23 protein-coding genes are annotated in these 21,256 nt (G+C 42.8%); 2 read left to right on the top strand and 21 right to left on the bottom strand.

Annotation, left to right across the window (positions count from 1 at the left end):
• Positions 1-17: 17 nt before the first annotated feature.
• From A8805_RS12735 to yedF, 11 genes are all read right to left on the bottom strand, one after another.
• The gene (locus A8805_RS12735; RefSeq protein ID WP_109711723.1) at positions 18-818 is read right to left on the bottom strand and encodes a thioesterase II family protein; all 801 of its coding nucleotides are present in this window, start codon (positions 816-818) and stop codon (positions 18-20) included.
• A gap of 41 nt (positions 819-859) precedes the next feature.
• Positions 860-1,444 (bottom strand): accessory gene regulator ArgB-like protein, encoded by a 585-nt coding sequence (locus tag A8805_RS12730; protein ID WP_109711721.1) that lies wholly within the window; start codon positions 1,442-1,444, stop codon positions 860-862.
• A gap of 1 nt (position 1,445) precedes the next feature.
• The gene (locus A8805_RS12725) at positions 1,446-1,610 is read right to left on the bottom strand and encodes a cyclic lactone autoinducer peptide (protein WP_109711720.1); all 165 of its coding nucleotides are present in this window, start codon (positions 1,608-1,610) and stop codon (positions 1,446-1,448) included.
• A 125-nt stretch (positions 1,611-1,735) separates the two neighbouring features.
• Positions 1,736-3,028 carry a GHKL domain-containing protein gene (locus tag A8805_RS12720; RefSeq protein ID WP_109711718.1) on the bottom strand — a complete coding sequence of 431 codons (1,293 nt, stop codon included), beginning with the start codon at positions 3,026-3,028 and terminating at the stop codon, positions 1,736-1,738.
• A gap of 1 nt (position 3,029) precedes the next feature.
• A complete protein-coding gene (locus A8805_RS12715; protein WP_109711716.1) occupies positions 3,030-3,758 on the bottom strand; it encodes a LytR/AlgR family response regulator transcription factor in 729 nt (242 codons plus the stop codon).
• A 279-nt stretch (positions 3,759-4,037) separates the two neighbouring features.
• Positions 4,038-5,174: an aminotransferase class V-fold PLP-dependent enzyme gene (locus A8805_RS12710; RefSeq protein ID WP_242992382.1), complete on the bottom strand. Its 1,137-nt coding sequence runs from the start codon at positions 5,172-5,174 to the stop codon at positions 4,038-4,040.
• A 94-nt stretch (positions 5,175-5,268) separates the two neighbouring features.
• Positions 5,269-6,186, bottom strand: a complete 918-nt coding sequence (locus tag A8805_RS12705) for a selenium metabolism-associated LysR family transcriptional regulator (RefSeq protein WP_109711714.1) — start codon at positions 6,184-6,186, stop codon at positions 5,269-5,271.
• Entirely contained in the window at positions 6,183-8,099 is a 1,917-nt protein-coding gene (selB, locus tag A8805_RS12700; protein ID WP_109711712.1) for a selenocysteine-specific translation elongation factor, read from the bottom strand. The genes A8805_RS12705 and selB overlap by 4 nt, the downstream gene beginning before the upstream one ends.
• A complete protein-coding gene (selA, locus tag A8805_RS12695; protein ID WP_109711710.1) occupies positions 8,062-9,516 on the bottom strand; it encodes an L-seryl-tRNA(Sec) selenium transferase in 1,455 nt (484 codons plus the stop codon). Before selA ends, selB begins: the two co-directional genes overlap by 38 nt.
• 51 nt (positions 9,517-9,567) lie before the next feature.
• Positions 9,568-10,617 (bottom strand): selenide, water dikinase SelD, encoded by a 1,050-nt coding sequence (gene selD / locus A8805_RS12690; protein ID WP_109711708.1) that lies wholly within the window; start codon positions 10,615-10,617, stop codon positions 9,568-9,570.
• A 27-nt stretch (positions 10,618-10,644) separates the two neighbouring features.
• The gene (yedF, locus tag A8805_RS12685) at positions 10,645-11,262 is read right to left on the bottom strand and encodes a sulfurtransferase-like selenium metabolism protein YedF (RefSeq protein ID WP_109711706.1); all 618 of its coding nucleotides are present in this window, start codon (positions 11,260-11,262) and stop codon (positions 10,645-10,647) included.
• Between the two features lie 349 nt (positions 11,263-11,611).
• Here yedF and A8805_RS12680 point away from each other — a divergent pair, with 349 nt between their 5' ends.
• The gene (locus A8805_RS12680; RefSeq protein ID WP_109711704.1) at positions 11,612-12,475 is read left to right on the top strand and encodes a class I SAM-dependent methyltransferase; all 864 of its coding nucleotides are present in this window, start codon (positions 11,612-11,614) and stop codon (positions 12,473-12,475) included.
• 15 nt (positions 12,476-12,490) lie between these two features.
• Complete coding sequence (locus tag A8805_RS12675) at positions 12,491-12,967, top strand: GNAT family N-acetyltransferase (protein WP_181392829.1); 477 nt, start codon at positions 12,491-12,493, stop codon at positions 12,965-12,967.
• A gap of 270 nt (positions 12,968-13,237) precedes the next feature.
• Here the strand turns inward: A8805_RS12675 and A8805_RS12670 are convergent, their stop codons facing one another.
• The 10 genes from A8805_RS12670 to accB all read right to left on the bottom strand — a co-directional run bounded on the left by A8805_RS12670 (position 13,238) and on the right by accB (position 21,249).
• A complete protein-coding gene (locus A8805_RS12670; protein ID WP_109711700.1) occupies positions 13,238-13,762 on the bottom strand; it encodes a nitroreductase family protein in 525 nt (174 codons plus the stop codon).
• A gap of 52 nt (positions 13,763-13,814) precedes the next feature.
• Positions 13,815-14,399: an HD domain-containing protein gene (locus tag A8805_RS12665; protein WP_109711698.1), complete on the bottom strand. Its 585-nt coding sequence runs from the start codon at positions 14,397-14,399 to the stop codon at positions 13,815-13,817.
• 10 nt (positions 14,400-14,409) lie between these two features.
• Entirely contained in the window at positions 14,410-14,793 is a 384-nt protein-coding gene (locus A8805_RS12660; RefSeq protein WP_109711696.1) for a DUF6483 family protein, read from the bottom strand.
• 184 nt (positions 14,794-14,977) lie between these two features.
• The gene (locus A8805_RS12655; protein ID WP_242992381.1) at positions 14,978-15,403 is read right to left on the bottom strand and encodes a DUF6465 family protein; all 426 of its coding nucleotides are present in this window, start codon (positions 15,401-15,403) and stop codon (positions 14,978-14,980) included.
• Positions 15,404-15,472: 69 nt separating this feature from the next.
• Complete coding sequence (locus tag A8805_RS12650) at positions 15,473-15,919, bottom strand: MarR family winged helix-turn-helix transcriptional regulator (RefSeq protein ID WP_109711694.1); 447 nt, start codon at positions 15,917-15,919, stop codon at positions 15,473-15,475.
• Between the two features lie 91 nt (positions 15,920-16,010).
• Positions 16,011-17,069 (bottom strand): NAD(P)H-dependent flavin oxidoreductase, encoded by a 1,059-nt coding sequence (locus A8805_RS12645; protein WP_109711692.1) that lies wholly within the window; start codon positions 17,067-17,069, stop codon positions 16,011-16,013.
• A 24-nt stretch (positions 17,070-17,093) separates the two neighbouring features.
• Complete coding sequence (locus tag A8805_RS12640; RefSeq protein WP_109711690.1) at positions 17,094-18,785, bottom strand: acetyl-CoA carboxylase carboxyltransferase subunit alpha; 1,692 nt, start codon at positions 18,783-18,785, stop codon at positions 17,094-17,096.
• A 140-nt stretch (positions 18,786-18,925) separates the two neighbouring features.
• Entirely contained in the window at positions 18,926-20,260 is a 1,335-nt protein-coding gene (locus A8805_RS12635) for an acetyl-CoA carboxylase biotin carboxylase subunit (protein ID WP_109711688.1), read from the bottom strand.
• A gap of 15 nt (positions 20,261-20,275) precedes the next feature.
• Positions 20,276-20,707 carry a 3-hydroxyacyl-ACP dehydratase FabZ gene (fabZ, locus tag A8805_RS12630; RefSeq protein WP_109711686.1) on the bottom strand — a complete coding sequence of 144 codons (432 nt, stop codon included), beginning with the start codon at positions 20,705-20,707 and terminating at the stop codon, positions 20,276-20,278.
• Positions 20,708-20,784: 77 nt separating this feature from the next.
• Positions 20,785-21,249, bottom strand: coding sequence for an acetyl-CoA carboxylase biotin carboxyl carrier protein (gene accB, locus A8805_RS12625; RefSeq protein WP_109711684.1), 465 nt, complete (start codon positions 21,247-21,249; stop codon positions 20,785-20,787).
• Positions 21,250-21,256: the final 7 nt, after the last annotated feature.

Here is a 21,256-nt window from a genome sequence, read left to right as displayed (position 1 = left end):
TTTATATCCCTTATATATTACCTTTCCAGTCTCGGTGCTAAGTCAGGCAGGAGTACCTGCATAATATATTCTTTAATAACATCCAATACCTTATCTGTATTTGTATCTATAAACAAGTGCTCTCCTTCTATATCCTTATGTCTGAATTCTGCTGTTGTATAATACTCCCATTCCTGCAGATCTTCCTGTGATATTTCCGGGTCCATTGTTCCCCGCAATGCCAAAACCGGCACATGGATTTTCCGATACTTTTCATCCTGATATGTATCCGCTAATGTAAAATCAGCCCGGAGTACCGGTCCAAAGATTGCCCACAAATCTTTATTTTCAAACAATCCTCTCGGAGTCCGTCCATACTGCGATAAGCTATTAAAAAAGTTCTCCTCTGACAATTGATAAATTGGATTTACTTCTCTTCTGTTAGGTGCAAGCCCTCCCGAAACTATAATTCCACGCAGATTATTCTGCTTTGCTTCTTCAAACCGGACTGCTAATTCATATGCAACCCTGCTGCCCGCGCTATGACCAAATAGGACAAATGGATGCTGAATTCCTTTGTTCATTTCTTCAAAAAGACTTGTAACCAGCGTATTCATATCCTCCACTGGTTTTTCCATTATTCGCTCTTCATGGCCTGGATAATGTGCAGGGTAAACATGAATGCCATCTCCCAGCTTTTCCTGCCATAGCCGAAATACAGATGCACCACCTCCGGCATATGGAAAGCAGAAAAGCCTTATGCCCTTCTCCTTCACATCATACTGGTCAAAATATTGTGGCTTTGCTATGTTTTTACTTGATATCCCTGGCTGTTGCATGATTCCGTACCCTCCTGGTGCTAATATCGTGTTAGTTTTAACTAACTGTTTTTCAAAAATTTTTGGATTACTACTGTAATTATCCCAACCAAGATTACAAACTGCGTAATTGGTATTACTATATTTACCATCTGTATCTGAAGGCAAACACTTATAACAAAAATTAGCAGTTCAACTGCCAGTACAATCTTTGTACGGCAGGCATATACTTTTTTCTCTATATCATCCAGTCTTTTATTCTTTGTATCTGCCGGCCCTAATTTCCAGATAAATATCCCAGAAACAATTACAACACCTATCCATACATACAATGGCATTGTATAGAACACCTCTTTAAACCCTATTGCTATAATTACAGATACTAGTGCAGAAAATGTAATACACACTTCTGCTTTTGCAAAATGGAATCCGCCGGCATACTGCCTAAGGGGAATGAATGCTGCCATAAATAGCAGCATTTCCCAAAATGTTCCCATTATGCCTGCAATAAGTATCATCAATATACTACTGATGATTTTTCCAATGAGCAGCTGGTAACCGAACACATATGTTACTTTTTTATCTTCTTCCAAAATGCCTCTGTATACTTGTATAAAAACGATCCGCTCCGCCCACTTCCTAATCATCTCAGAACTTCCTGTACTTATCCTTTAATTCATCAGGTGTTTCCGGCTGTCCCCAAATCCAGGAACAAGTTACATTTACTGCATTAACTGCCATTACCATAGCAAAGCAGTTCATTAGAATCATTCCTTTTGACACGAATTTTGATAAAAAGTTTTTCTTCTTCATAATTCAATCTCCTTTTCGTTTTTCCTTTTTATACAACTTTCTACCTTTGTTGACAATATCGTTTGCCCAATCGACATCTAACTCTGCAAAATCGGTAAAAAAGAGTGCCATTATCCGGCACTCCTTTATCTTTGAAAAATAATTGTCACTTTAAATATATCTCCTTCCACCTTGATTATCATCCTGCCCTTATAGCGCTTTACAATCTGTTCTACTGTATGAATCCCTATGCCATGGTTTCCCTTATCCATTTTTCTTGTTAGATACCTTCCCGACTTGTGAACCGGCTGGGTTTTAAAATTATTATCTATATTAACAATAAGAAAATGACCATTATTTTCTGTAAATATCCGGACATCAATAACCCCTCCGGCATATAAAGGCGCTGCAGCCTCATAGGCATTATCTAAAAGATTTCCCAAAATGGCAATCATATCAATCTCATCTAAAAAGTCAAAATCCACTTCGGGTTCTATTCTTACAGAAATTTTGCCCCCTATCTCCTCGGCCGCCCTTATCCGCTCTGTTAAAATGGCATTTAATATATGACTCGTACTATATTCAATAACATTAGTACTCTGAATCTTAATATTCAGCTTGTCAAAAATAATTTTTGCCTCTTCTATATTTTTTGCTGAAAAGCAGCTTGCAGCAGCTCTTATATATTTATTTATATCATGAAGCAGCCTTTTTCGCTCCTCATCTGCCTTTTTCAATTGATCTAAGTGCCGCTTTTCCAGCTGGCTTTTTAAATATAGTCTTTCCATTTTTTGTGCTCTCTGCATATTTATCAACATTTTATCGAACAGATAAAATGTAAAGGCATTCGCAATGAGCAATAAGATAGCACCTGTCAGTACAATATATTTCGCTGTCGGAGATATCACATGAACATCTGCATAAAACATTCCGCTTAATAAAACAATCGTTGCCAAAGGCAGCACCATCAGTGATAAGAACACTTTATCCTGGTCCTCTTCGTAAAACTTTCTTTTGTGTATCTGTGCTACACATTTAACCAGAATAAAGGTAACCATTTTCATGAGCAAAAGTGTCATAAACATAAGAACTTCATTATTATGTAAAAGACGGTAAGCAAACTCCGAATTCACATTGGCAATTAAAGCGAAAATGAATTCAGGCAATATGGCTAACATATAGTAGCAGACTGCAAGACATAATTTTTTTAGGAAGCTTCCCACAAAATTTGCGGCAGAAAATGCCAGATAAATCAGTGGAATAACTGCTAAATTTAATAGCGAACTATTTGCTGAATTTACAAAGAGGAACAAGATATATAATGGAGTATCTATTGCCAGTCTCTTCGCAATATTGTATCCATTTATCTGAAGCAGACTTTTACCTAAATCAAACAGCATATATAGCTCAAATGCACAAATAATAATATCCAAAACCATCTTACCGCCTTCTAAACTTTCTGTTTAAATAACGTGTAAAAGCATCATCAAAGATTTTTGCCTTTGATCTGGAAATATATAGTCTTTCTTCATTTTCCATGATGATAACCTTTCCTTCTATGCGTGATATGTTGCTCATATTTACAATAAAGCTGCTATGAGCGTATTCAAAGCCGCCCTGACACAATTTAGGATAAAGCTCTTTCAGTTTTTCCCTGCAGTATATGTACTGAAATACTCCTGACTTATTGTATACAATCTTTGTTTGCCGCCCATCCACCGTAAAATATAAAACATTCTCCAAAAGAACTCTGGTTATTACACCGTCCTGTGTAACTACAATATAATGCTTTCGTCCTCTTTCCATCATTTCTTCCAAGATGTCGGGCAGTTCCTCAAATAGTCCCTTGTTCTTAATATCTTTCATAATATACCGGTAAGGATACACTTTGAAATTCTCCGCTTTTGGAGTTTGGTAATTTGTACAGAACACTAAAATGCACTTTTTATTATGTTCTCTGAAAATCTTTGAAGTTTTATTACCATCTAATCCTGGCATTTGAATATCCAGAAAGAGTAAATCAAAGTCCATATCGGATTTCACCAACTCTTCTCCTGTTTCAAATTGGGAAAAACATATACTTCCTGCAACCATATTCAAATCTTGAATTTTTTTCATTACAGTTTCTCTGAACTCATTCTCATCATCACATATTGCTATTTTGTACATTTTCCACCTCGCTTTTAGTTAGTTCAAACTAACTATCAGTTTTTTAAAAACCATCTTTCCGGCCGAAAGCAAGAGACTCTATTTAATCTCCCGTTCCAACCCAGCAAAGATGGAGTCTGCAAAAAATCTTAAATAGTTATTTTTTGCTGCATTTCAATCACTGTTCAAAGTGTCTGGCTGGCTATTCATCTTAACACTTTTGCATTTCGTTATATTCATTATAACATCTGGCTTGTTAATTTCAAATAACATTTTTTTAAGGAGGATTCCCCTGCCATACTAGTCTGCTGCCAGTGTTCTAACTGCCTGAATTGCCACTTCTATTTCTTCTTCCGTATTGTAATGGGAAAAGCTGAATCTTACCGCCCCCTGTGCTTCTGTTCCAAGTGCCTTATGCATCAGCGGCGCACAGTGCGCTCCGGGCCTGGTTGCAATATTATAGACTGCAGATAACTCATCACTCACTTCTGAAGAATCATAATCGCCAATATTAAAAGACACAATAGGGCATCTCTGCTTTGCCTCAAAATCCCCATAAATCTTTACACCCGGAATCGTACGGATGCCCTCATAGAATAGCCGCATAAGAGACAACTCTCTTTCCCTGATTGTATCGATTCCAACCTCTTCCAGGTAGGAAAGTGCAGCATTAAGCCCTGCAATCCCATGTCCGTTCAGTGTTCCTGCTTCCAAGGCAGTCGGCATCTCTTTTGGATGATAGGTGTTGTAAGTATCCACCCCGCTTCCGCCGCTCAGAAGAGGTTTTATCTCAACCTGCGGCCTGACATACATTCCGCCTGTTCCCTGAGGCCCCAAAAGACTTTTATGGCCTGTAAAACAAAGAACATCAATCTTCATCTTCTGTACATCAATCGGAAATACGCCTGCAGTCTGCGACGCATCTACAATGAGGAGTACATGATGCTCCCTTGCAATAGTTCCCATCGCGCCTATATCAATCATATTTCCGGTCAGATTCGAGCCATGAGTACAAACGACAGCCCGGGTATTTTCCCGGATTGCCCCCTTCACATCATCGCAGGAAATATTTCCTTTTGGGTCACAATCCAGAATCGTAAGCTCAACACCCATTTCCCTGCATTCATACAATGGCCGCAGGACAGAATTATGTTCCAGCACGGTTGTAATCACATGATCTCCCGGCTTTAAAATTCCTTTTATCGCAATATTCAGACTTTCTGTTGAATTAGCTGTAAATACAATCTGCTTTGGACTTTCCCCGCCAAAAAGGCGGCACAGTCTTTCTCTCGTATCATAAATGATTCTGGATGCCCCCAACGCAGCTTCCGTTGCACCTCTTCCCGCATTTCCTATAGAGTTCATGGCCTGAAGTACCGCCTCTGCCACCCGTTCCGGTTTCTGCATAGTTGTCGCTGCATTATCCATGTAAATCACAAGAATCACTCCCCTCTTAAAACTTACCTGTAACTAATATTTTTAGAATATTCTGAAAATGGCTTGCAAAAGGGTCAGTCCCTTTTCAAAAGGGTCAGACCCCTTTTACTACCCGCAAAAATTTTTCTGCCAGGGAAGACATTTGAAAGTTTTTATTGTAAACCACGTTAATATCCCGTTTTCCCTGTTTGCTGCCAAGAGAAAATTCTAATATTTTTTCCTCTCTGAGTTCTTCTTCTGCTGCCAGGCGGGATATGATGGATACTCCGATTCCGCGGCTGACAGACCGTTTTATCGTCTCCTGATTTTCCATGCTTGCCACGATGTTCAAGTCCTCCAGGTTTATTCCCATATTTTTCAGCAGTCTTTCCGCCTCTCTCCGGGTACCGGAACCTTCTTCTCTCAAAATCACAGGTTCTTTCTGTATCCACATTTTATCTTCATCTTGCTGCTCGTCTTCTGTATCCTTTACTTCTTTAAGTTTTCTAAACTTCTCTGAGTTAGGAGTAATGATGATCAGCTCATCCTGATAAAAGGGTATATACTGGCAATGTTTTTTTTCAAACACAGTTCCGGTGAAGCCAATATCTACATTATAATTCACTACCTGCTCCACAACTTTCGCACTGTCTGTCTCCATCAGTTTAAACTGTTCCTCAGGGTATTTTTCACTGAACTGTGCCAGTATCTGCGGAAGCAGGTATTGGGCAGGAACACTGGAAGCAGCAATACGCAGACAATGGCTTCCTTCTTTTCGGGTTTTGTCAAAGACCATCTCTATCTGCTTTTGCAGAGAAACCATTTGTTTTGCATGGCTATACAGTATCTTTCCATCCTCTGACAGACTGACTTCCTTCGTATTCCTTATAAACAGGCGTACATTCAGCTCCTGCTCCAGGGAAGAAATATGGGCGCTTACAGTAGGCTGCGTCAGAAAGAGGCTTTTAGCCGCCCGGGAAAAACTGCCCTCATCCGCAATTGATACAAAGGCCTCTAGTTGTTTCAAATTCATAGGTTCGATATCCTTTCACTCTCTGCGCCGGTTTTTCTAGTCACCTTAATACTGTCCATATATTCCAAAATCGGCTTTGCACTTTTTCTGCTTGTACCAAACATATCACGTATCTCTGCAATGGTTATCTTTCCATCTGCCTTTAGCTTCTCAATAATCTTTTCCCTGGCCTCTTCCATATATGCACTTAGAGTGTACATTCCATCTGCCACCTTCAAGATTTCCCCTTCATCTGCCATAAGCAGAAGAATATCCTCCACAATCTGCAGCGGCACGCTGTCAAAGCTGATTTCTGCAACCTTTACAAAATCATATCTGGCAGGTTTCAATACACTGAAAAGCTTTCTTCTGACCTTCTCATAAGTTTCATCCTTACTCACCTTGTATTCCGCCGGTGCCAGGTATTCCTCATGACGTGCTAAAAACCCCTGTTCTGCCAAAAGCTCTATATATTTATCAAACAAATTAGGCTTTACCTTTTTCATGAATGTACTATGGACTTCCGCCTTTGACATACCGTAGCGGTAAGGATATTTCTTCACAAAGTTCCGTAAAGCTTCCAATATCCGTTCTCTGTATTCATATTCATCTGCCTTATGCCAGACGTAAATATCCTTTTTCATCAAAAATGTACGGACAAGCCCCTGACTTTCCAGCTCTTCCACAGCCGCTTCCGTTTCTTCCCGGGAAAGGGCCGTAAGCTTAGCGAGCTCGGATACCGCTGCCATTGTATCACGGTACTCTTTTACATGAAGCTCTATTACATCTGTAGCACTGCCGGACTCTTTTTGTTTCAGACTCTCAATGACTTCGGGTGAAAACCGTTTCTTCTTCCCTGCATTTGGCTCTAGAATCACACCGCCGCCGATAGTTTCCATAGGGGAATAAAAACGTACAATAAACCTATCACCGCGCCGGAATGCCACATCCTCCTCCATGCGGAGCTGCACATATCCGCTGTCCCCCGGTCCCAGAGTTTCGTCCCCCAAAAGGACTGCACGGCACAATACCTCGCTGGTACCGCTGAAAAAATGAAGCCTCATATTATTCGAAAGCATTCTCATTGTAGAATCCAGAACTTCCAGCTTTACATCCATGAGCCGGGAATCTTTCATACTTCCTACCGGAGCAAGTACACAACCTCTTTTTATCTCCTTTTTCTTTAAATTAGAGATATTAATCGCTACCCGCTGTCCGGCATAGCATTTGTCCACAGTCTCCCCGTGCACCTGAATACTCCGTATTTTACATTCCTGCCCATTGGGGAACATTTCCAGTGTATCCTCTTTCTGAATCATTCCGCTTACCAGTGTTCCTGTCACAATCGTACCAAATCCTGAAATAGAAAATACCCGGTCCACCGGAAGCCGTGGAATTGTATGTATATCCTTCGCTTCCACTTCTTCCTCGCTCAGATGCTCAATAGTTTCAACTAACTGGGAAATCCCCTGCCCTGTTGCCGCAGACACCTTTACAACGGGAGCATGTTCCAGGAAAGTCCCGTTTAATTCTTCTTTGATTTCCTCTTCCACCAGCTCCAGCCACTCTTCATCCACAATATCACACTTATTCAGGACAAGGATACTTTTCTTTACCCCCAGCATTTCCAGGATATCCATATGTTCCCTAGTCTGAGGCATAATTCCTTCATCTGCTGCCACTACAAGCAGTACCAGGTCCATTCCTACAACACCGGCAACCATATTATTGATAAATTTTTCATGCCCGGGCACATCAATAATTCCCACCCTGTTTCCGTTTTTCAAGTCAAAATAAGTAAAACCCAGATCAATGGTGATTCCTCTGCGCTGCTCTTCCTCCCACCTGTCCGTATTCCGGCCGGTCAGTGCTTTTATCAGCGTGGTTTTTCCATGATCAATATGGCCCGCTGTTCCGATAATAATGTGCTTCATATCCGTTTCCTTCCTTTTCCAGAACATTCAGCTCTTTCAGGATCTTTACAAAGTAATTCATGAAACCTGTTTCAAATGTCCGCATATCCAACAGGATTCTATCATTTACAGTTCTCCCAATCACAGGCGCCGGAAGGTGCCGGAGCCTTTCTTCCAGCTCAGGAGTGCTGATTTCCAAGGGCCGTATCGTTACCGCCATACTGGGAATCCGCTCCAACGGCAGAGAACCGCCGCCAATCTGCGCCTCACAGTCAGTTATACCAATCTCTGCTTTCAGTTCTGCCTTTTTTAATATTCTCTGGAATTTCCTTGCCTCTTGTTTCACTTCTTCCAGCTTTTTCGTAATCATGCGAAGGACCGGTATATTTTGAATTGCTTTTTCCTCTGATAAGTATTCCCTAAGAACAACTTCCAGCGCGGACGCAGTAAACTTATCAATACGCAGCGCCCTCGTAAGAGGATTTTTCTTCATTAACTCTATATAGCTCTTCTTTCCTACAATAATCCCTGCCTGAGGGCCGCCCAAAAGTTTATCACCGCTAAAGCAGACCACATCCGCTCCATTTTTTACAGAGTCCTGTACTGTGGGTTCATAAGTAAGTCCATATTTACTTAAATCCACCAGAACACCGCTCCCCAAATCCTCAATAACAGGTATGCCGCACTGTTTCCCCAGGGGCACCAGTTCTTCCACCGGAACAGACTCTGTAAAGCCAATAATACGGTAGTTACTTGTATGCACCTTTAGAAGTGCCTTTGTCTCTTCCGTAACAGCACCTTCATAATCTGACAAATGTGTTTTATTTGTAGATCCTACTTCTATCAGGGATGCTCCGCTTTGCTCCATTACATCCGGAATCCTGAATTTACCTCCAACCTCAACCAGTTCTCCGCGGGATACAATCACGTCTCCCCCTTTTGCCATAGAACTAAGAATCAGCATGACAGCCGCCGCATTATTATTGACAGCCATTGCAGCTTCCGCCCCGGTAATTCTGCAAAGTAGTTTTTCAAAATGCGAATATCTCTCCCCCCGTTTTCCCCCTTCCAAATCATACTCCAAATTGGAATAACCATTTGCAATATAGGAAACCTGGTTTAAATGCTCACTTCCAAGGGGTGCACGTCCCAGGTTCGTATGGAGAATTGTTCCCGTACCATTAAGGACACGCGTCATATTGGGCCTGTGCATGGCTGCAGTTGTCAATTCCACCCGTTCAAGAAGGCTGTCTATCTGTTTCTGAGCCTCTTCTTCATTTTCACATGCACTAATATAATTCCTCAGTCTGCCCTGTTCTATCCGCACAGCCTCCAGTACACTGTCATAGCTGTAATACTCTATCATTTTTTGAATCACTTCATCTTCCATCAAAATATCCACTTTTGGAATTTTGCGGAATAACATATTCTTATCCATTCCCACTCCCTCTGTTATAAGCGGATATTCCCAGCCCGCTTCACTGCTTTTTTATGAACACAGCCGGATAAATTTTTCTTGTTTTTCAACAACCCTGCCAATAACTGACACCTGGGTATCAAGCTGTTTTTCCTTCAAATCAGATAAAAATCCCTCCAAATACATCTCAGGCAGGCTAAAAAGAAGTCCCCCAGAAGTTTGTGGATCATACAGCAAGTCTAAATAATATTCTTCTGCCTTTCCTGTATCCACTAATTCTATACTGTGCTCTTTATTTTTGTAAGTGCCGGCGGGGACCAGTCCCATTTTCGCATAGTCTGCAGCCCCCTGCATATATGCCACATCCCGTACATCGATTTCCATTGTTACGTGACTTGCGGACGCCATCTCCATACAATGTCCCAGAAGTCCAAAACCAGTGATGTCTGTACATGCATTGACAGGATAAGCCTCCGCTGCTTCTTTTGCCTTTTTATTCAAGGATGCCATAACTGTGGCTGCTTCTTTTTCAGCCTGTTCAGAAGCCATCTCTGCTTTCAGAGCAGTATTAATGATTCCGCTCCCAATCTGCTTCGTCAAAACTAAAACATCTCCAGGTTTGCATCCATAGTTTTTAAAAACCTTATCCGGGTGCACAAAACCTGATACACTTAATCCATATTTCGGCTCATCATCCTGGACGGAATGTCCCCCTACCAGAACCGCTCCTGCCTCTTTTACCTTATCCGCTCCACCTTTTAAAATATCCCCCAATATCTCTGGGTCCAGGCAGTTTGGAAATCCTACAATATTCAGAGCCACTCTTGGCTCTCCGCCCATAGCATAAACATCGCTCAGGGCATTTGCCGCTGCAATCTGCCCAAAAGTATAAGGATCATCTACCACCGGAGTAAAAAAGTCTACGGTCTGAATCATGGCAATATCATCCGTAACTTTATAAATTGCCGCGTCGTCTGATGTTTCAATTCCAACTATGAGATTCTCATCCTGGAATTGCGGCAGCTTGCCCAGAACCTGGGCAAGGGTCTCAGGACCTATTTTAGCCGCTCATCCGGAAGTCTTCGCATATTGAGTCAGACGTATATTTTTCCCTGTATTCATGCCATTTTCTCCTTCCCGCTTCTCTGATTAAGGACGGATAATCTTTTCCGCATGATTCATTGTCTCCACAATACTATACATATTGGTAACAGTTCCTACACAAAGCTTATCCTTCAGCCCATAATAATCAAGGCATGTCCCACAGGTCATAATTTCTACACCCTGAGCTTCCAGCTCTTTCAAATCATCAAGTGAATCTGAACCTTCACATGTCAGGGCTGCTCCCCCATTATAAAACAAAATAGACCGGGGAAGTTCCTCAAGCTGCGTTACTGCAAAGAAGAAGCCCTTTATCAGCACCTTTCCCAGTTCATCATTGCCGTTCCCCATTTTGTCAGAGGAAACCACAATGATAGTATTTTTCCTTTTATCCGGCATACACACCATAGCTTCCTCTTTTTCCTGGGCCTCCAATTCTGCCATCACCTGGCTCACCTTGATAATGACCTTGAACTCCTTCTCACCAATCTTTTCCGATGTCACATCCCCTCCGGAACCTGACGCCATTTTCATTACATTTTGTACCGCAATTTCATTATCTACCAATACCTCCACAATATCCGGCTGCTTTAACTCCTGCATCGCCTTTTTGGTTTTTACCACCGGAATCGGGCAGGCATCTCCCATAGCATTCACTGTAATCATTTCTGATTCTCCTTTCATCGCAAGTTAGTTATAGATGTATTCTATCACTGTTTTGCAGTATAGTAAAGCCACTATTTTCATACTAAAATGCCCTTGTATTTTTTCTAGACTAATGTATAGTCCAAAATATAATAAATCAAGGCATCTGGGGTGGCAAGGGCTTTCTTACACCATCTGTAAGTATTATTCTTCCACATAGCCTGCTATAATAAAGGCTAAGAAAGAGTTCTGAGCAAAACCATTGCATCCGTTTTAGAAAGATAATATAATGAGGAGAAAGAAGTTGATTTAGCTTCGAAGCCGATTTAGCCATAGAGCTGATTTGGCTATAAGGAAAGGATAAGAATATATGTGGGTAGCAGATAATTGGAAAGATTATGAAGTCATAGATTGTTCAAGAGGAGAAAAACTGGAACGCTGGGGAGACTATCTCCTGATCCGCCCCGATCCTCAGGTGATTTGGGACACGCCCCGGACTAATAAAGGCTGGAGGCAGCCAAACGGGCATTATCACCGCAGCAAAAAGGGCGGCGGCGAGTGGGAGTTTTTTGATCTGCCTCAGCAGTGGCAGATTCATTATGGAAACCTTACGTTTAACTTAAAACCCTTTAGCTTCAAGCACACCGGACTTTTTCCCGAACAAGCTGTAAATTGGGATTGGTTTTCCAGGAAAATTAAAGAGGCCGGACGCCCTGTAAAGGTTTTGAATTTATTTGCTTATACAGGGGGTGCAACACTTGCCGCTGCTGCCGCAGGTGCTTCTGTCACCCATGTGGACGCCTCCAAAGGCATGGTTACATGGGCGAAAGAAAATGCCGCCTCCTCCGGATTGCAAGATGCTTCTATCCGCTGGCTGGTAGACGACTGTGTAAAGTTCGTTGAAAAAGAAATCCGCCGGGGCAATACTTATGATGCAATCATAATGGACCCGCCCTCATACGGAAGAGGTCCAAAAGGGGAAATCTGGAAAATCGAGGATATGATACATCCGCTGATTCAGCTTTGCACCCAGGTATTATCAAAGGATGCCATCTTTTTTCTTGTTAATTCTTACACTACCGGTCTGGCTCCTGCAGTCCTGAGCTATATGATTTCCACAGAGCTGAAGGCCTGGAATGGAATCACAGATTCCCAGGAAATCGGACTTCCTGTAAGCAGTAACGGGCTGGTGCTGCCCTGCGGAGCTTCCGGGCGGTGGGAGAAAAAAGAGTAGAATGGAGACATTAGGATGAGTTTGACCTTTAGATATGCAGAAGAATCCGATACACCGTTAATACTGCAATTTATTAGAGATTTGGCGGAATATGAGAAAATGCTTGATGAGGTAATCGCCACAGAGGATACGCTAAGAGAGTGGATTTTTGAAAAGAAAAAGGCAGAGATTATATTTGCGGTAGTGGATGGATCTGAAGTTGGATTCGCCCTGTTCTTTCATAACTTTTCTACATTTTTAGGAAGAGCAGGCATATATCTTGAAGATTTATATGTAAGGCCTGAGTACAGAAGGCAAGGCTATGGAAAGGCCATTCTGAAAAAGCTCGCACAAATCACTGTGGAACGTGGATGTGGCAGGCTGGAATGGTGGTGTTTAGACTGGAACAAGCCAAGCATAGATTTTTATTTATCACTGGAGGCAGAGGCGATGAATGATTGGACGGTTTACAGAATTTCGGGCAATACATTGGTAGATATGGCGGATGAATAGTCCCAGGTACTATACTTACCCATGAGATGCGACTATCAAATCCAATCTGCTGCTTCTATTGCTGCAAATACCCGCCTACTTTCCTGCCGGAAAAACGCCGTTGCTCCCACGGAGACAACGGCGTTTTTCCGGCAACTCTGGCAGAGCATATAATGTATACTACTTGAATTGCTAATGTTCAAGAAATTATACTTATTGAGCTGCTAACATTCAATATGGTATACTTATTGAACTACTAATGTTCAATAAGGTATATCTTTGGATAAATATTTAAAAATGCTCTCTATGGATTTTCTCCATCGGCAATGCTTCCATCTGGAAGGGTTCTTTTTGTTCCGCCGGCATACCTAGAGAGAGGACAGCCTCCAGCCGGTAATTTCCCGGGTATTCCAGGATAGAGCGCAGATAGTCTTCTGTTGTTCTTCCGTCAGGAGCTTCTCTCAGCCTTCCCTGTATCCAGCAGCTTCCAACTCCCAAACTGTGGGCCATCAGATGCATATTTGCCATCGCTATAGATGCATCCTCTGTCCACACATCTGTCTTTTCAGCATCTGCAATCACCACAATCGCACAATCTGCACCTGCCAGCATTTTTGCGGAGCCTGCTCTTGACTCTGACATTTTCTCCAGCGTTTCCTTTTTCTTCACTACAATAAACTCCCAGGGACGTATCCCCCGGCTGGAGGCGGACAACAGCCCTGCTGCCAGTATTTGTTCCAGCTTATCCTCACCGACCGGCTCTTGTGTATATTTCCTGACGCTTCGGCGGGTTCTCATCATTTCTAATAAATCCATTTTTTTACCTCCTTATTTTAATGATTTATCCAAAAATCAATGTGCCAGTACACTAGCAGTCTTTCACATTACCTTTTTGAATATGTTTCTCCACAATATCCTGCATACACTTCCATACATCTTTTGATGTTGCCTCTATCTTCTCATTCCGTTTATAAATCTGGGACTTTCTTACGCCATGCTCAGCCCAGCTTTTACCGCCCGAGGCATCATTAAGCAGCAGAGGCTGAAAGTTGTCCAGCAGATGCGCGTATCCTGCCTCAACACTTTCATATTCTTCAAACTCTTCCCACAATTCCCGGAAAAGGCCTCCCTGGTCTTCCGGCAGCATACCAAAGATACGCTCAGCAGCCTGTATTTCCCTCTCCCGCTTTGTCTCTGCTCCCACAGAATCATAAGCATATGTATCTCCTGCATCAATTTCAACCAGGTCATGGATCAGCAGCATAATCATAACCTTCGTCAAATCCACTTCCGGTACATATTCCTTCAGCAAAACTGCCATCAGTGCAATGTGCCAGGAATGTTCTGCGTCATTTTCCTTTCGCTGCCCGTCTGCCAGATACGTCTGTCTGTAAATGTCCTTTACCTTATCAACCTCTCTGATAAATTGAATCTGCTGTTCTAATCGTGTCATTTCTTCTCCCTTAAATGTCTACAAATTCTTCCAAAGCTTCCATACCGTATTTCCCCAGCAATCGTCTGATTCCATCGCCAATCTCTTCCCGCGTGTAATCATGGGCAGTCAGAAAACCATCCTCATATCCGTTCAGATGATTATAAAACCCTATTCCTATCTCCAGATATGACAGATTTGCTCTGTCCAATTTCTGGTAAAGCAGATTTTCCGCCTCATTGATATGACCGGCATCTGCCATCCCCAACAACCGCTCATATAAATCATCTACAGCAGTATACTCACCTTGTACAGGGAGCTCATATTCCGGGTTTGATTTTTGAAATATGATTCTTGCCAGTGCCGCTGCTGCTGCCTTGATCATTCTCATAATGTAATCTTGTTCAAAGTTCATAAATATGCCCTCCTCCCATTACAATACCTTATGTGGTTTTTGAGTTATTAATTTCATTTTACCATAAAACAATACACCTGTCATAAGATTTTCCAAGCTTCTTATCTTTGCTTTACAATACAGGCGGCGGCTTTGAAATAAAGATCAAAAGCCGCCGCCTGGAAACAATATTTAAATATGTGTTTTATAAATCTACCTTTCCGGTAGTATCTCCATTGATTACATAGTATGCTGCTGCCTCTTCCGGCTTCAGGTAAATCTTCACATCTTTCATATCACCCACTTTATTTTTCAGGGTTTTTGTCCAGACATCTTTTACCTTCTGAAAAATTTCTTTTTCTGTATACTCTTTCCCGGCAAACTGCAAAAACAGCTCTGTTGTCTTCCCTGCTCTTTTTGCTGCCATCTTCTTTACAGACGTTTTTTTCTGTACAGCCTTTTTTACCTCAGGTTTCTTAACTTCCTCTTTCACAGGCTGAGGATTTTGCAGAACTGCCGCCCTTGTCTCAATTGCTTTTGTAGTATCCTTTTTCGTTTCAATTGCCTTCGCCCGTCCGGCTTTTGTCTCAATTGCTTTCGCTGTTGTTTTTGCTGCTTCCTTCGTCTTCATACTTGTTCCCTCCTGCTAAAACATTAGGCTCCAACATAAACATTTCCTTGCTGCAAATTGTATTACACCTCATTTTTTCGCCTGATATCCACGGAAAAACTCCGAAAGGCTATTTAACGTTTTCAAAAGAACCGGTATCTCATCTGCATCCAAACTTTGAATGACTGCATCTGTCATCTGCATATGAAAATCCTTATGGTGAAGAAATGCTCTCCTGCCTTTCTGTGTCAACCGGATATAAACTACCCGGCGGTCGGATTCACTTCTTTCCCGCACCACATATTTTTTATTCACAAGACTGTTAACAGATGTCGTAAGTGACCCTGCGGTGATACCGAGCTTCTTAGCTACCATGGACATTGTGCTGTCCACTCCCGGACCAATGGCTTCTATGATATGCATGTCATTATTGCTGATATCCTTATATTCTTCTGTAATAATGGCTTCCGCTTCCAACTCCCAGATCTCATTAAACAAATGAACCAGGATATCATTGATAGTTTCATGTGCATTCACAGATGCTGCACTCCTTTCCAAACATCCCCACTTGCGCCAGATATATGAATATAATAAAGTTCATCCTGCGCTATCGCCTGGATTCGCTAAATTACTTTCGGTCGAACAGGGAATCTACCACTTCTTTTACCGTTTCCATGCGTGTAGCCTTGTATGCATTGGCCCCGCAGAACAATAGTGCCTGATCTACCTCTCCTTTTGCAGCATTTATCAGACTGTCCGTAATACAGTACGGGATCTCATTGGGACTGCATTTTGACAGGCATCCGTGGCAGGGGGTATGAGGTATCTTTTCTCCTAGCATAACACGTTTCATGAAAGGATTCAAGATTGCACGCCCCGGCATGCCTACGGGACTTTTTACAATGGCGATATCTTCTTCCTCTGCCTTTAAATATGCTTCTTTATATTTTATGTCAGCATCACATTCTTCCGTCGTAATAAACCTTGTACCAACCTGTACTCCATCTACGCCCAATTGCTCAGCATGTTTTACATCTGCGCTGTCATAAATTCCTCCGGCAAGGATAACCGGAATCTTTGTATTATATTTTGTTTCATAAGTCCGGACAACTTCTATGATTTTCTTAATTTCTTCATCATATGCTTCCGGAGAATAAAGCTCCAGTTCCTCTTGCTTAAATCCAAGATGCCCTCCGGCTTCTGGCCCTTCAATTACAATCAGATCCGCTGTCCTTTGGTGCTTTCTGCTCCAGTATTTCAGGAGTACATTTGCCGATTTCTCTGTGGATACAATTGGGGCAATCCTGGTATGACTTCCTGCTGTAAGTGCGGGAAGATCCATAGGCAGGCCGGCCCCTGAAATGATAATGTCGGCGCCTGCCAAAACTGCGGCTTCAACATGCTGTTTAAATTCCCGGAGAGCGGTCATGATATTATAGCCGACAATTCCCTGGGGAGAGATTTTCCGTGCTTTATCCATTTCTTTTTGAATAGCCCTGCGGTTGGCTTCCACGGGGTTTTTATCAAAATCCGGCTCACGAAAGCCAATCTGTGCGGTAGAGATGATTCCCACACCGCCTTGTGCTGCAACGGCACCGGCCAGATTCCCCAGACTGATTCCCACTCCCATTCCCCCTTGAATCAGAGGTACTTTAGTTGTCTTTTCACCTACTTTAAATGGACCCATATCTTAAAAACCTCTCCTTTACTTCTATATTCGCCGAAACCTCTGATAACGTTTCTCTGTAAGTTCGCTGGCAGAAAGAGCAGCATACTTATTTAAAAATTCGTTTAAATAGAATTCCAGCGCGTCACTGACGTTCTCAACGTTATCCTGAGTGTAGTGCTCCGGTTCTGCAATTACTTTTTCAATCACTTTCATTTCCAACAAATCGCCGGCTGTCAGCCGCATCACTTCCGCAGCTTCATTCGCCTTTTTGCTATCCTTCCACAGGATACTTGCAAACCCTTCCGGAGAAAGTATAGAATAGATGGAATTTTCCAGCATCCATACTTCATCTGCAACCGCAACCGCCAGAGCACCGCCGCTGCCACCTTCACCAATTACCACAGATAACACCGGCACCTTCAGTCCTGACATTTCAAACAGGTTTCTGGCAATGGCCTCTCCCTGCCCTCTTTCTTCAGCTTCCAGGCCGCAAAATGCACCGGGAGTATCTACGAAGCAGATAACCGGACGCCCAAACTTCTCCGCCTGTTTCATCAAACGAAGAGCTTTTCTGTACCCGTCAGGGGACGGCATTCCAAAGTTACGCTCAATATTTTCCCTGGTGGTCTTTCCCTTGGCCTGGGCAATGACAGTTACAGGACGTCCCTGGAAGTATGCTGTGCCTCCTATAATAGCCTTATCATCCTTAAAATAACGGTCTCCATGAAATTCCATGAAACCATCAAATAATTTTTCAATATAATCTCTTCCTATCGGACGGTCTTTTCTCCGGGAAACCTGTACACGGTCCCATGCACTGGCACAAGGCCTTTCCTGAAGTTTCTGCACGGGGGCCTCTCTTAAAGCTACTCTTGGCTCAGGCGTATTTTCACTGTGCAATTTCAGTATCTGTGCCAAAGTATCCTTCATGTCCTCACGTTCCACGATTTTATCAATAAAGCCATGTTCCAGCAAGAACTCCGAGCGCTGGAATCCTTTCGGGAGCTTTTCTCCGATAGTCTGTTCTATGACTCTGGGCCCTGCAAAACCGATAAGTGCATTTGGCTCCGCCAGAATAATATCTCCCAGCATGGCAAAGCTTGCAGTCACGCCGCCTGTGGTCGGGTCCGTCAGAACAGAAATATAAAGAAGTCCTGCATCACTGTGACGTTTCAGAGCCGCGGAAGTTTTTGCCATCTGCATCAGGGATATAATCCCTTCCTGCATCCTCGCGCCTCCCGAACAGGCAAATAAAATGACCGGAAGCTTTTCCTCTATGGCACGTTCTACAGCACAGACAATCTTTTCTCCTACTACTTCACCCATGCTTGCCATCAGAAAACGGCCGTCGCACACACCAATTACCGCAGGCTTGCCGTCAATCTTGATTTTCCCTGTAACAATGGCCTCCTCCAGCCCGGTCTTCTCCTGTAATGCCTCAAGCTTCTCCTCATATCCTTTAAAATTCAGAGGATTTCTAGTCACAAACCCTTTGTCCCATTCCTCAAAAGAACCCTCATCTGCCAGCATTTCAATCCTCCGGTAAGCGTGGATACGAAAGTAACCCTGGCATTTCGGACAGATATAGAAACCATTCTTAACATCCTCTGTCATAATGGCTGAGCCGCACTTATTACATTTACTGAGAAGCCCGTCGGGAACCTCAGGTTTGGACTCCTTTAGAGAAATGTAATTCTTCCTTTTCGTCTTTTTAAACATATTCTGTAACTTCATAATGATAACTCCTAACTTCTTGTTCGGGGAGGACGTTCAAAGGGGGGACTTTTCAAAGGGGACAGACCCCTTTCAAAAGGGACTGACCCTTTTGCGCTCCATTTTCAGAATATTCTTAAATCATCACTGCCAAAACTTCTTTATAATCTTTCTATAAATTCTATATCTATATCTCCCGATTCAAAATCCGGGTGATGCAGTATTTCATATTGATAATCTACATTGGTATCAATTCCTTCTATGATGACCTCGCCAAGTGCGCTGCGCATTTTCCGGATTGCTTCTTTCCGGTTTTTTGCGTGTACAATCAGCTTTGCCAGCATGGAATCATAATACGGTGTTACCGTATAGCCACTGTAGATAGCGGAATCAATACGTACGCCTTTTCCTCCCGGAAGGTACATATCTGTAATGGTTCCAGGGGAAGGGCGGAAATTCTTTTTCGGATTTTCTGCATTGATACGGCATTCTATGGCATGACCGGTTATTTTTACATCTTCCTGGGTGTAGTTTAATTTTCTTCCGTCTGCGATGCTGATTTGTTCTTTGATTAAGTCAATTCCTGTCACCCACTCTGTTACCGGATGCTCTACCTGAATCCTTGTATTCATTTCCATAAAGTAAAAGTTTCCATTCTTCTCCAACAGAAATTCTATAGTTCCGGCGTTTGAATAATTCGCAGCCTTTGCAGCCTTCACAGCCGCTTCTCCCATTTTTACCCTCATTTCTTCCGACAGAGCAACTGAAGGAGACTCTTCAATCATTTTCTGATGGTTTCTCTGAACGGAACAATCCCGTTCTCCCAAATGTATTACATTACCGTGCTTATCTGCGAGAATCTGGAATTCTATATGTCTTGGATGCTGGACGAAATGTTCAATATACATGGTGTCGTCACCAAAGGCCATTTTAGTTTCCTTTTGGGCCGTATTAAAACTGTTTTCAAACTCTTCAGCGGTCTCTGCCACACGCATTCCTTTTCCCCCGCCTCCAAGCGCTGCTTTTACGATGACAGGGTATCCGATTTTTTCAGCAGTCTCAGCACCGGCTGCTGCATCATAAACAGGCTCTTTGCTTCCCGGAATTACAGGTACATTGGCAGCCACCATCGTGTTTCTCGCTTCCTGCTTATTACCCATCTTGCGGATTACACTGGAATCAGGTCCGATAAACGTAATATTGCACTGTTCGCATAATTCTGCAAATTTGCTGTTTTCTGACAAGAATCCGAATCCCGGATGAATCGCATCTGCGCCGGATACCAGTGTTGCACTTATGATGCGCTCCATACTCAGATAGCTCTCTGAGGACGGTGCCGGACCAATGCAAATTGCCTCGTCGGCCAGTTGTGTATGCAGAGCTTCTTTGTCCGCCTCCGAATAAACAGCAACAGTTTCTATTCCCATTTCCCTGCATGCCCGGATAATACGCACAGCGATTTCTCCTCTGTTTGCAATCAATACCTTTTCAATCATACCCCGCACATCTCCTTAATTTCCTACCATGAATGTCAGCTCTGCGCTGACTACGACCTTACCATCTACAGATGCAGTTGCCTGACCAACTCCCACAGGTCCTTTACACTTGATAATTGTTGTTTCCAGCTTCAATTTGTCTCCAGGACATACCATTCCTTTGAATTTGCATTTCTGGACACCGCCAAAATAAGCAATCTTCCCTTTGTTCTGCTCCATGCTCAAAATTGCCACCGCACCAACCTGCGCCAGCGCTTCCAATGTAAGCACACCGGGCATAACCGGATGCCCCGGAAAATGACCTTTGAAGAAATCTTCTCTGTAGGTCACACATTTATATCCCACCGCATACTGTCCCGGCTCGTAATCTTCAATATAATCCACCAGGAGAAACGGGTGCCTGTGAGGAATGATTTCCTGAATCTGATTTATGTCTAATTTGTTCATATTTAACCTACTTTCTGAAAAACTCGGAAAATGGCCCGCAAAAGGGTCAGTCCCTTTTCAAAAGGGTCAGACCCCTTTTAGACCCCTTTTATCACAAACAATGGCTGCCCGTATTCTACGGGTGCTCCGTTTTCTACCAGTATTTCTGCCACAATGCCGGAGAAATCGCTGTCTATTTCGTTCATCAGTTTCATGGCCTCCACGATTGCAAGTACCTGCCCCTCTTTTACGCTGTCCCCTACTTTAACAAATGGTTCTGCGTTCTCGGAGGGTGCTGCATAAAATGTTCCTACCAGAGGAGATTTCATTACTTTTCCGTCGATGACTTTATCTGCTGCCGGTGTCTCTCCTGTTTCCGTTGGAATTGCCTGCACTGGCTGCACTGCTTGCACTGCCTGAGTTTGTATCACAGGCACTGTCTGGAATTGGCCCTCTGTTGTTTTTTTCAGTGATAGCTTTACACCGTCTTCTTCATATTTGAATTCCGTTAATGTGGAACTGGATACTGATTCTACCAATTGTAATATTTGCTCTATTTTCATGGCCCTA

This window comes from Faecalicatena contorta (assembly GCF_003149105.1).
Lineage (GTDB): Bacteria > Bacillota > Clostridia > Lachnospirales > Lachnospiraceae > Muricomes > Muricomes contortus_C.
This window is presented reverse-complemented; position numbering and strand designations above follow the sequence as displayed.

What these genes read in the sequence shown, in the direction of transcription:
- A8805_RS12735 (WP_109711723.1), bottom strand. Translation starts at nt 818, where the DNA reads ATGCAACAGCCAGGGATATCAAGTAAAAACATAGCAAAGCCACAATAT.
- A8805_RS12730 (WP_109711721.1), bottom strand. Translation starts at nt 1,444, where the DNA reads ATGATTAGGAAGTGGGCGGAGCGGATCGTTTTTATACAAGTATACAGA.
- A8805_RS12725 (WP_109711720.1), bottom strand. Translation starts at nt 1,610, where the DNA reads ATGAAGAAGAAAAACTTTTTATCAAAATTCGTGTCAAAAGGAATGATT.
- A8805_RS12720 (WP_109711718.1), bottom strand. Translation starts at nt 3,028, where the DNA reads ATGGTTTTGGATATTATTATTTGTGCATTTGAGCTATATATGCTGTTT.
- A8805_RS12715 (WP_109711716.1), bottom strand. Translation starts at nt 3,758, where the DNA reads ATGTACAAAATAGCAATATGTGATGATGAGAATGAGTTCAGAGAAACT.
- A8805_RS12705 (WP_109711714.1), bottom strand. Translation starts at nt 6,186, where the DNA reads ATGAATTTGAAACAACTAGAGGCCTTTGTATCAATTGCGGATGAGGGC.
- selB (WP_109711712.1), bottom strand. Translation starts at nt 8,099, where the DNA reads ATGAAGCACATTATTATCGGAACAGCGGGCCATATTGATCATGGAAAA.
- selA (WP_109711710.1), bottom strand. Translation starts at nt 9,516, where the DNA reads ATGGATAAGAATATGTTATTCCGCAAAATTCCAAAAGTGGATATTTTG.
- yedF (WP_109711706.1), bottom strand. Translation starts at nt 11,262, where the DNA reads ATGATTACAGTGAATGCTATGGGAGATGCCTGCCCGATTCCGGTGGTA.
- A8805_RS12680 (WP_109711704.1), top strand. Translation starts at nt 11,612, where the DNA reads ATGTGGGTAGCAGATAATTGGAAAGATTATGAAGTCATAGATTGTTCA.
- A8805_RS12675 (WP_181392829.1), top strand. Translation starts at nt 12,491, where the DNA reads ATGAGTTTGACCTTTAGATATGCAGAAGAATCCGATACACCGTTAATA.
- A8805_RS12670 (WP_109711700.1), bottom strand. Translation starts at nt 13,762, where the DNA reads ATGGATTTATTAGAAATGATGAGAACCCGCCGAAGCGTCAGGAAATAT.
- A8805_RS12665 (WP_109711698.1), bottom strand. Translation starts at nt 14,399, where the DNA reads ATGACACGATTAGAACAGCAGATTCAATTTATCAGAGAGGTTGATAAG.
- A8805_RS12660 (WP_109711696.1), bottom strand. Translation starts at nt 14,793, where the DNA reads ATGAACTTTGAACAAGATTACATTATGAGAATGATCAAGGCAGCAGCA.
- A8805_RS12655 (WP_242992381.1), bottom strand. Translation starts at nt 15,403, where the DNA reads ATGAAGACGAAGGAAGCAGCAAAAACAACAGCGAAAGCAATTGAGACA.
- A8805_RS12645 (WP_109711692.1), bottom strand. Translation starts at nt 17,069, where the DNA reads ATGGGTCCATTTAAAGTAGGTGAAAAGACAACTAAAGTACCTCTGATT.
- A8805_RS12640 (WP_109711690.1), bottom strand. Translation starts at nt 18,785, where the DNA reads ATGAAGTTACAGAATATGTTTAAAAAGACGAAAAGGAAGAATTACATT.
- A8805_RS12635 (WP_109711688.1), bottom strand. Translation starts at nt 20,260, where the DNA reads ATGATTGAAAAGGTATTGATTGCAAACAGAGGAGAAATCGCTGTGCGT.
- fabZ (WP_109711686.1), bottom strand. Translation starts at nt 20,707, where the DNA reads ATGAACAAATTAGACATAAATCAGATTCAGGAAATCATTCCTCACAGG.
- accB (WP_109711684.1), bottom strand. Translation starts at nt 21,249, where the DNA reads ATGAAAATAGAGCAAATATTACAATTGGTAGAATCAGTATCCAGTTCC.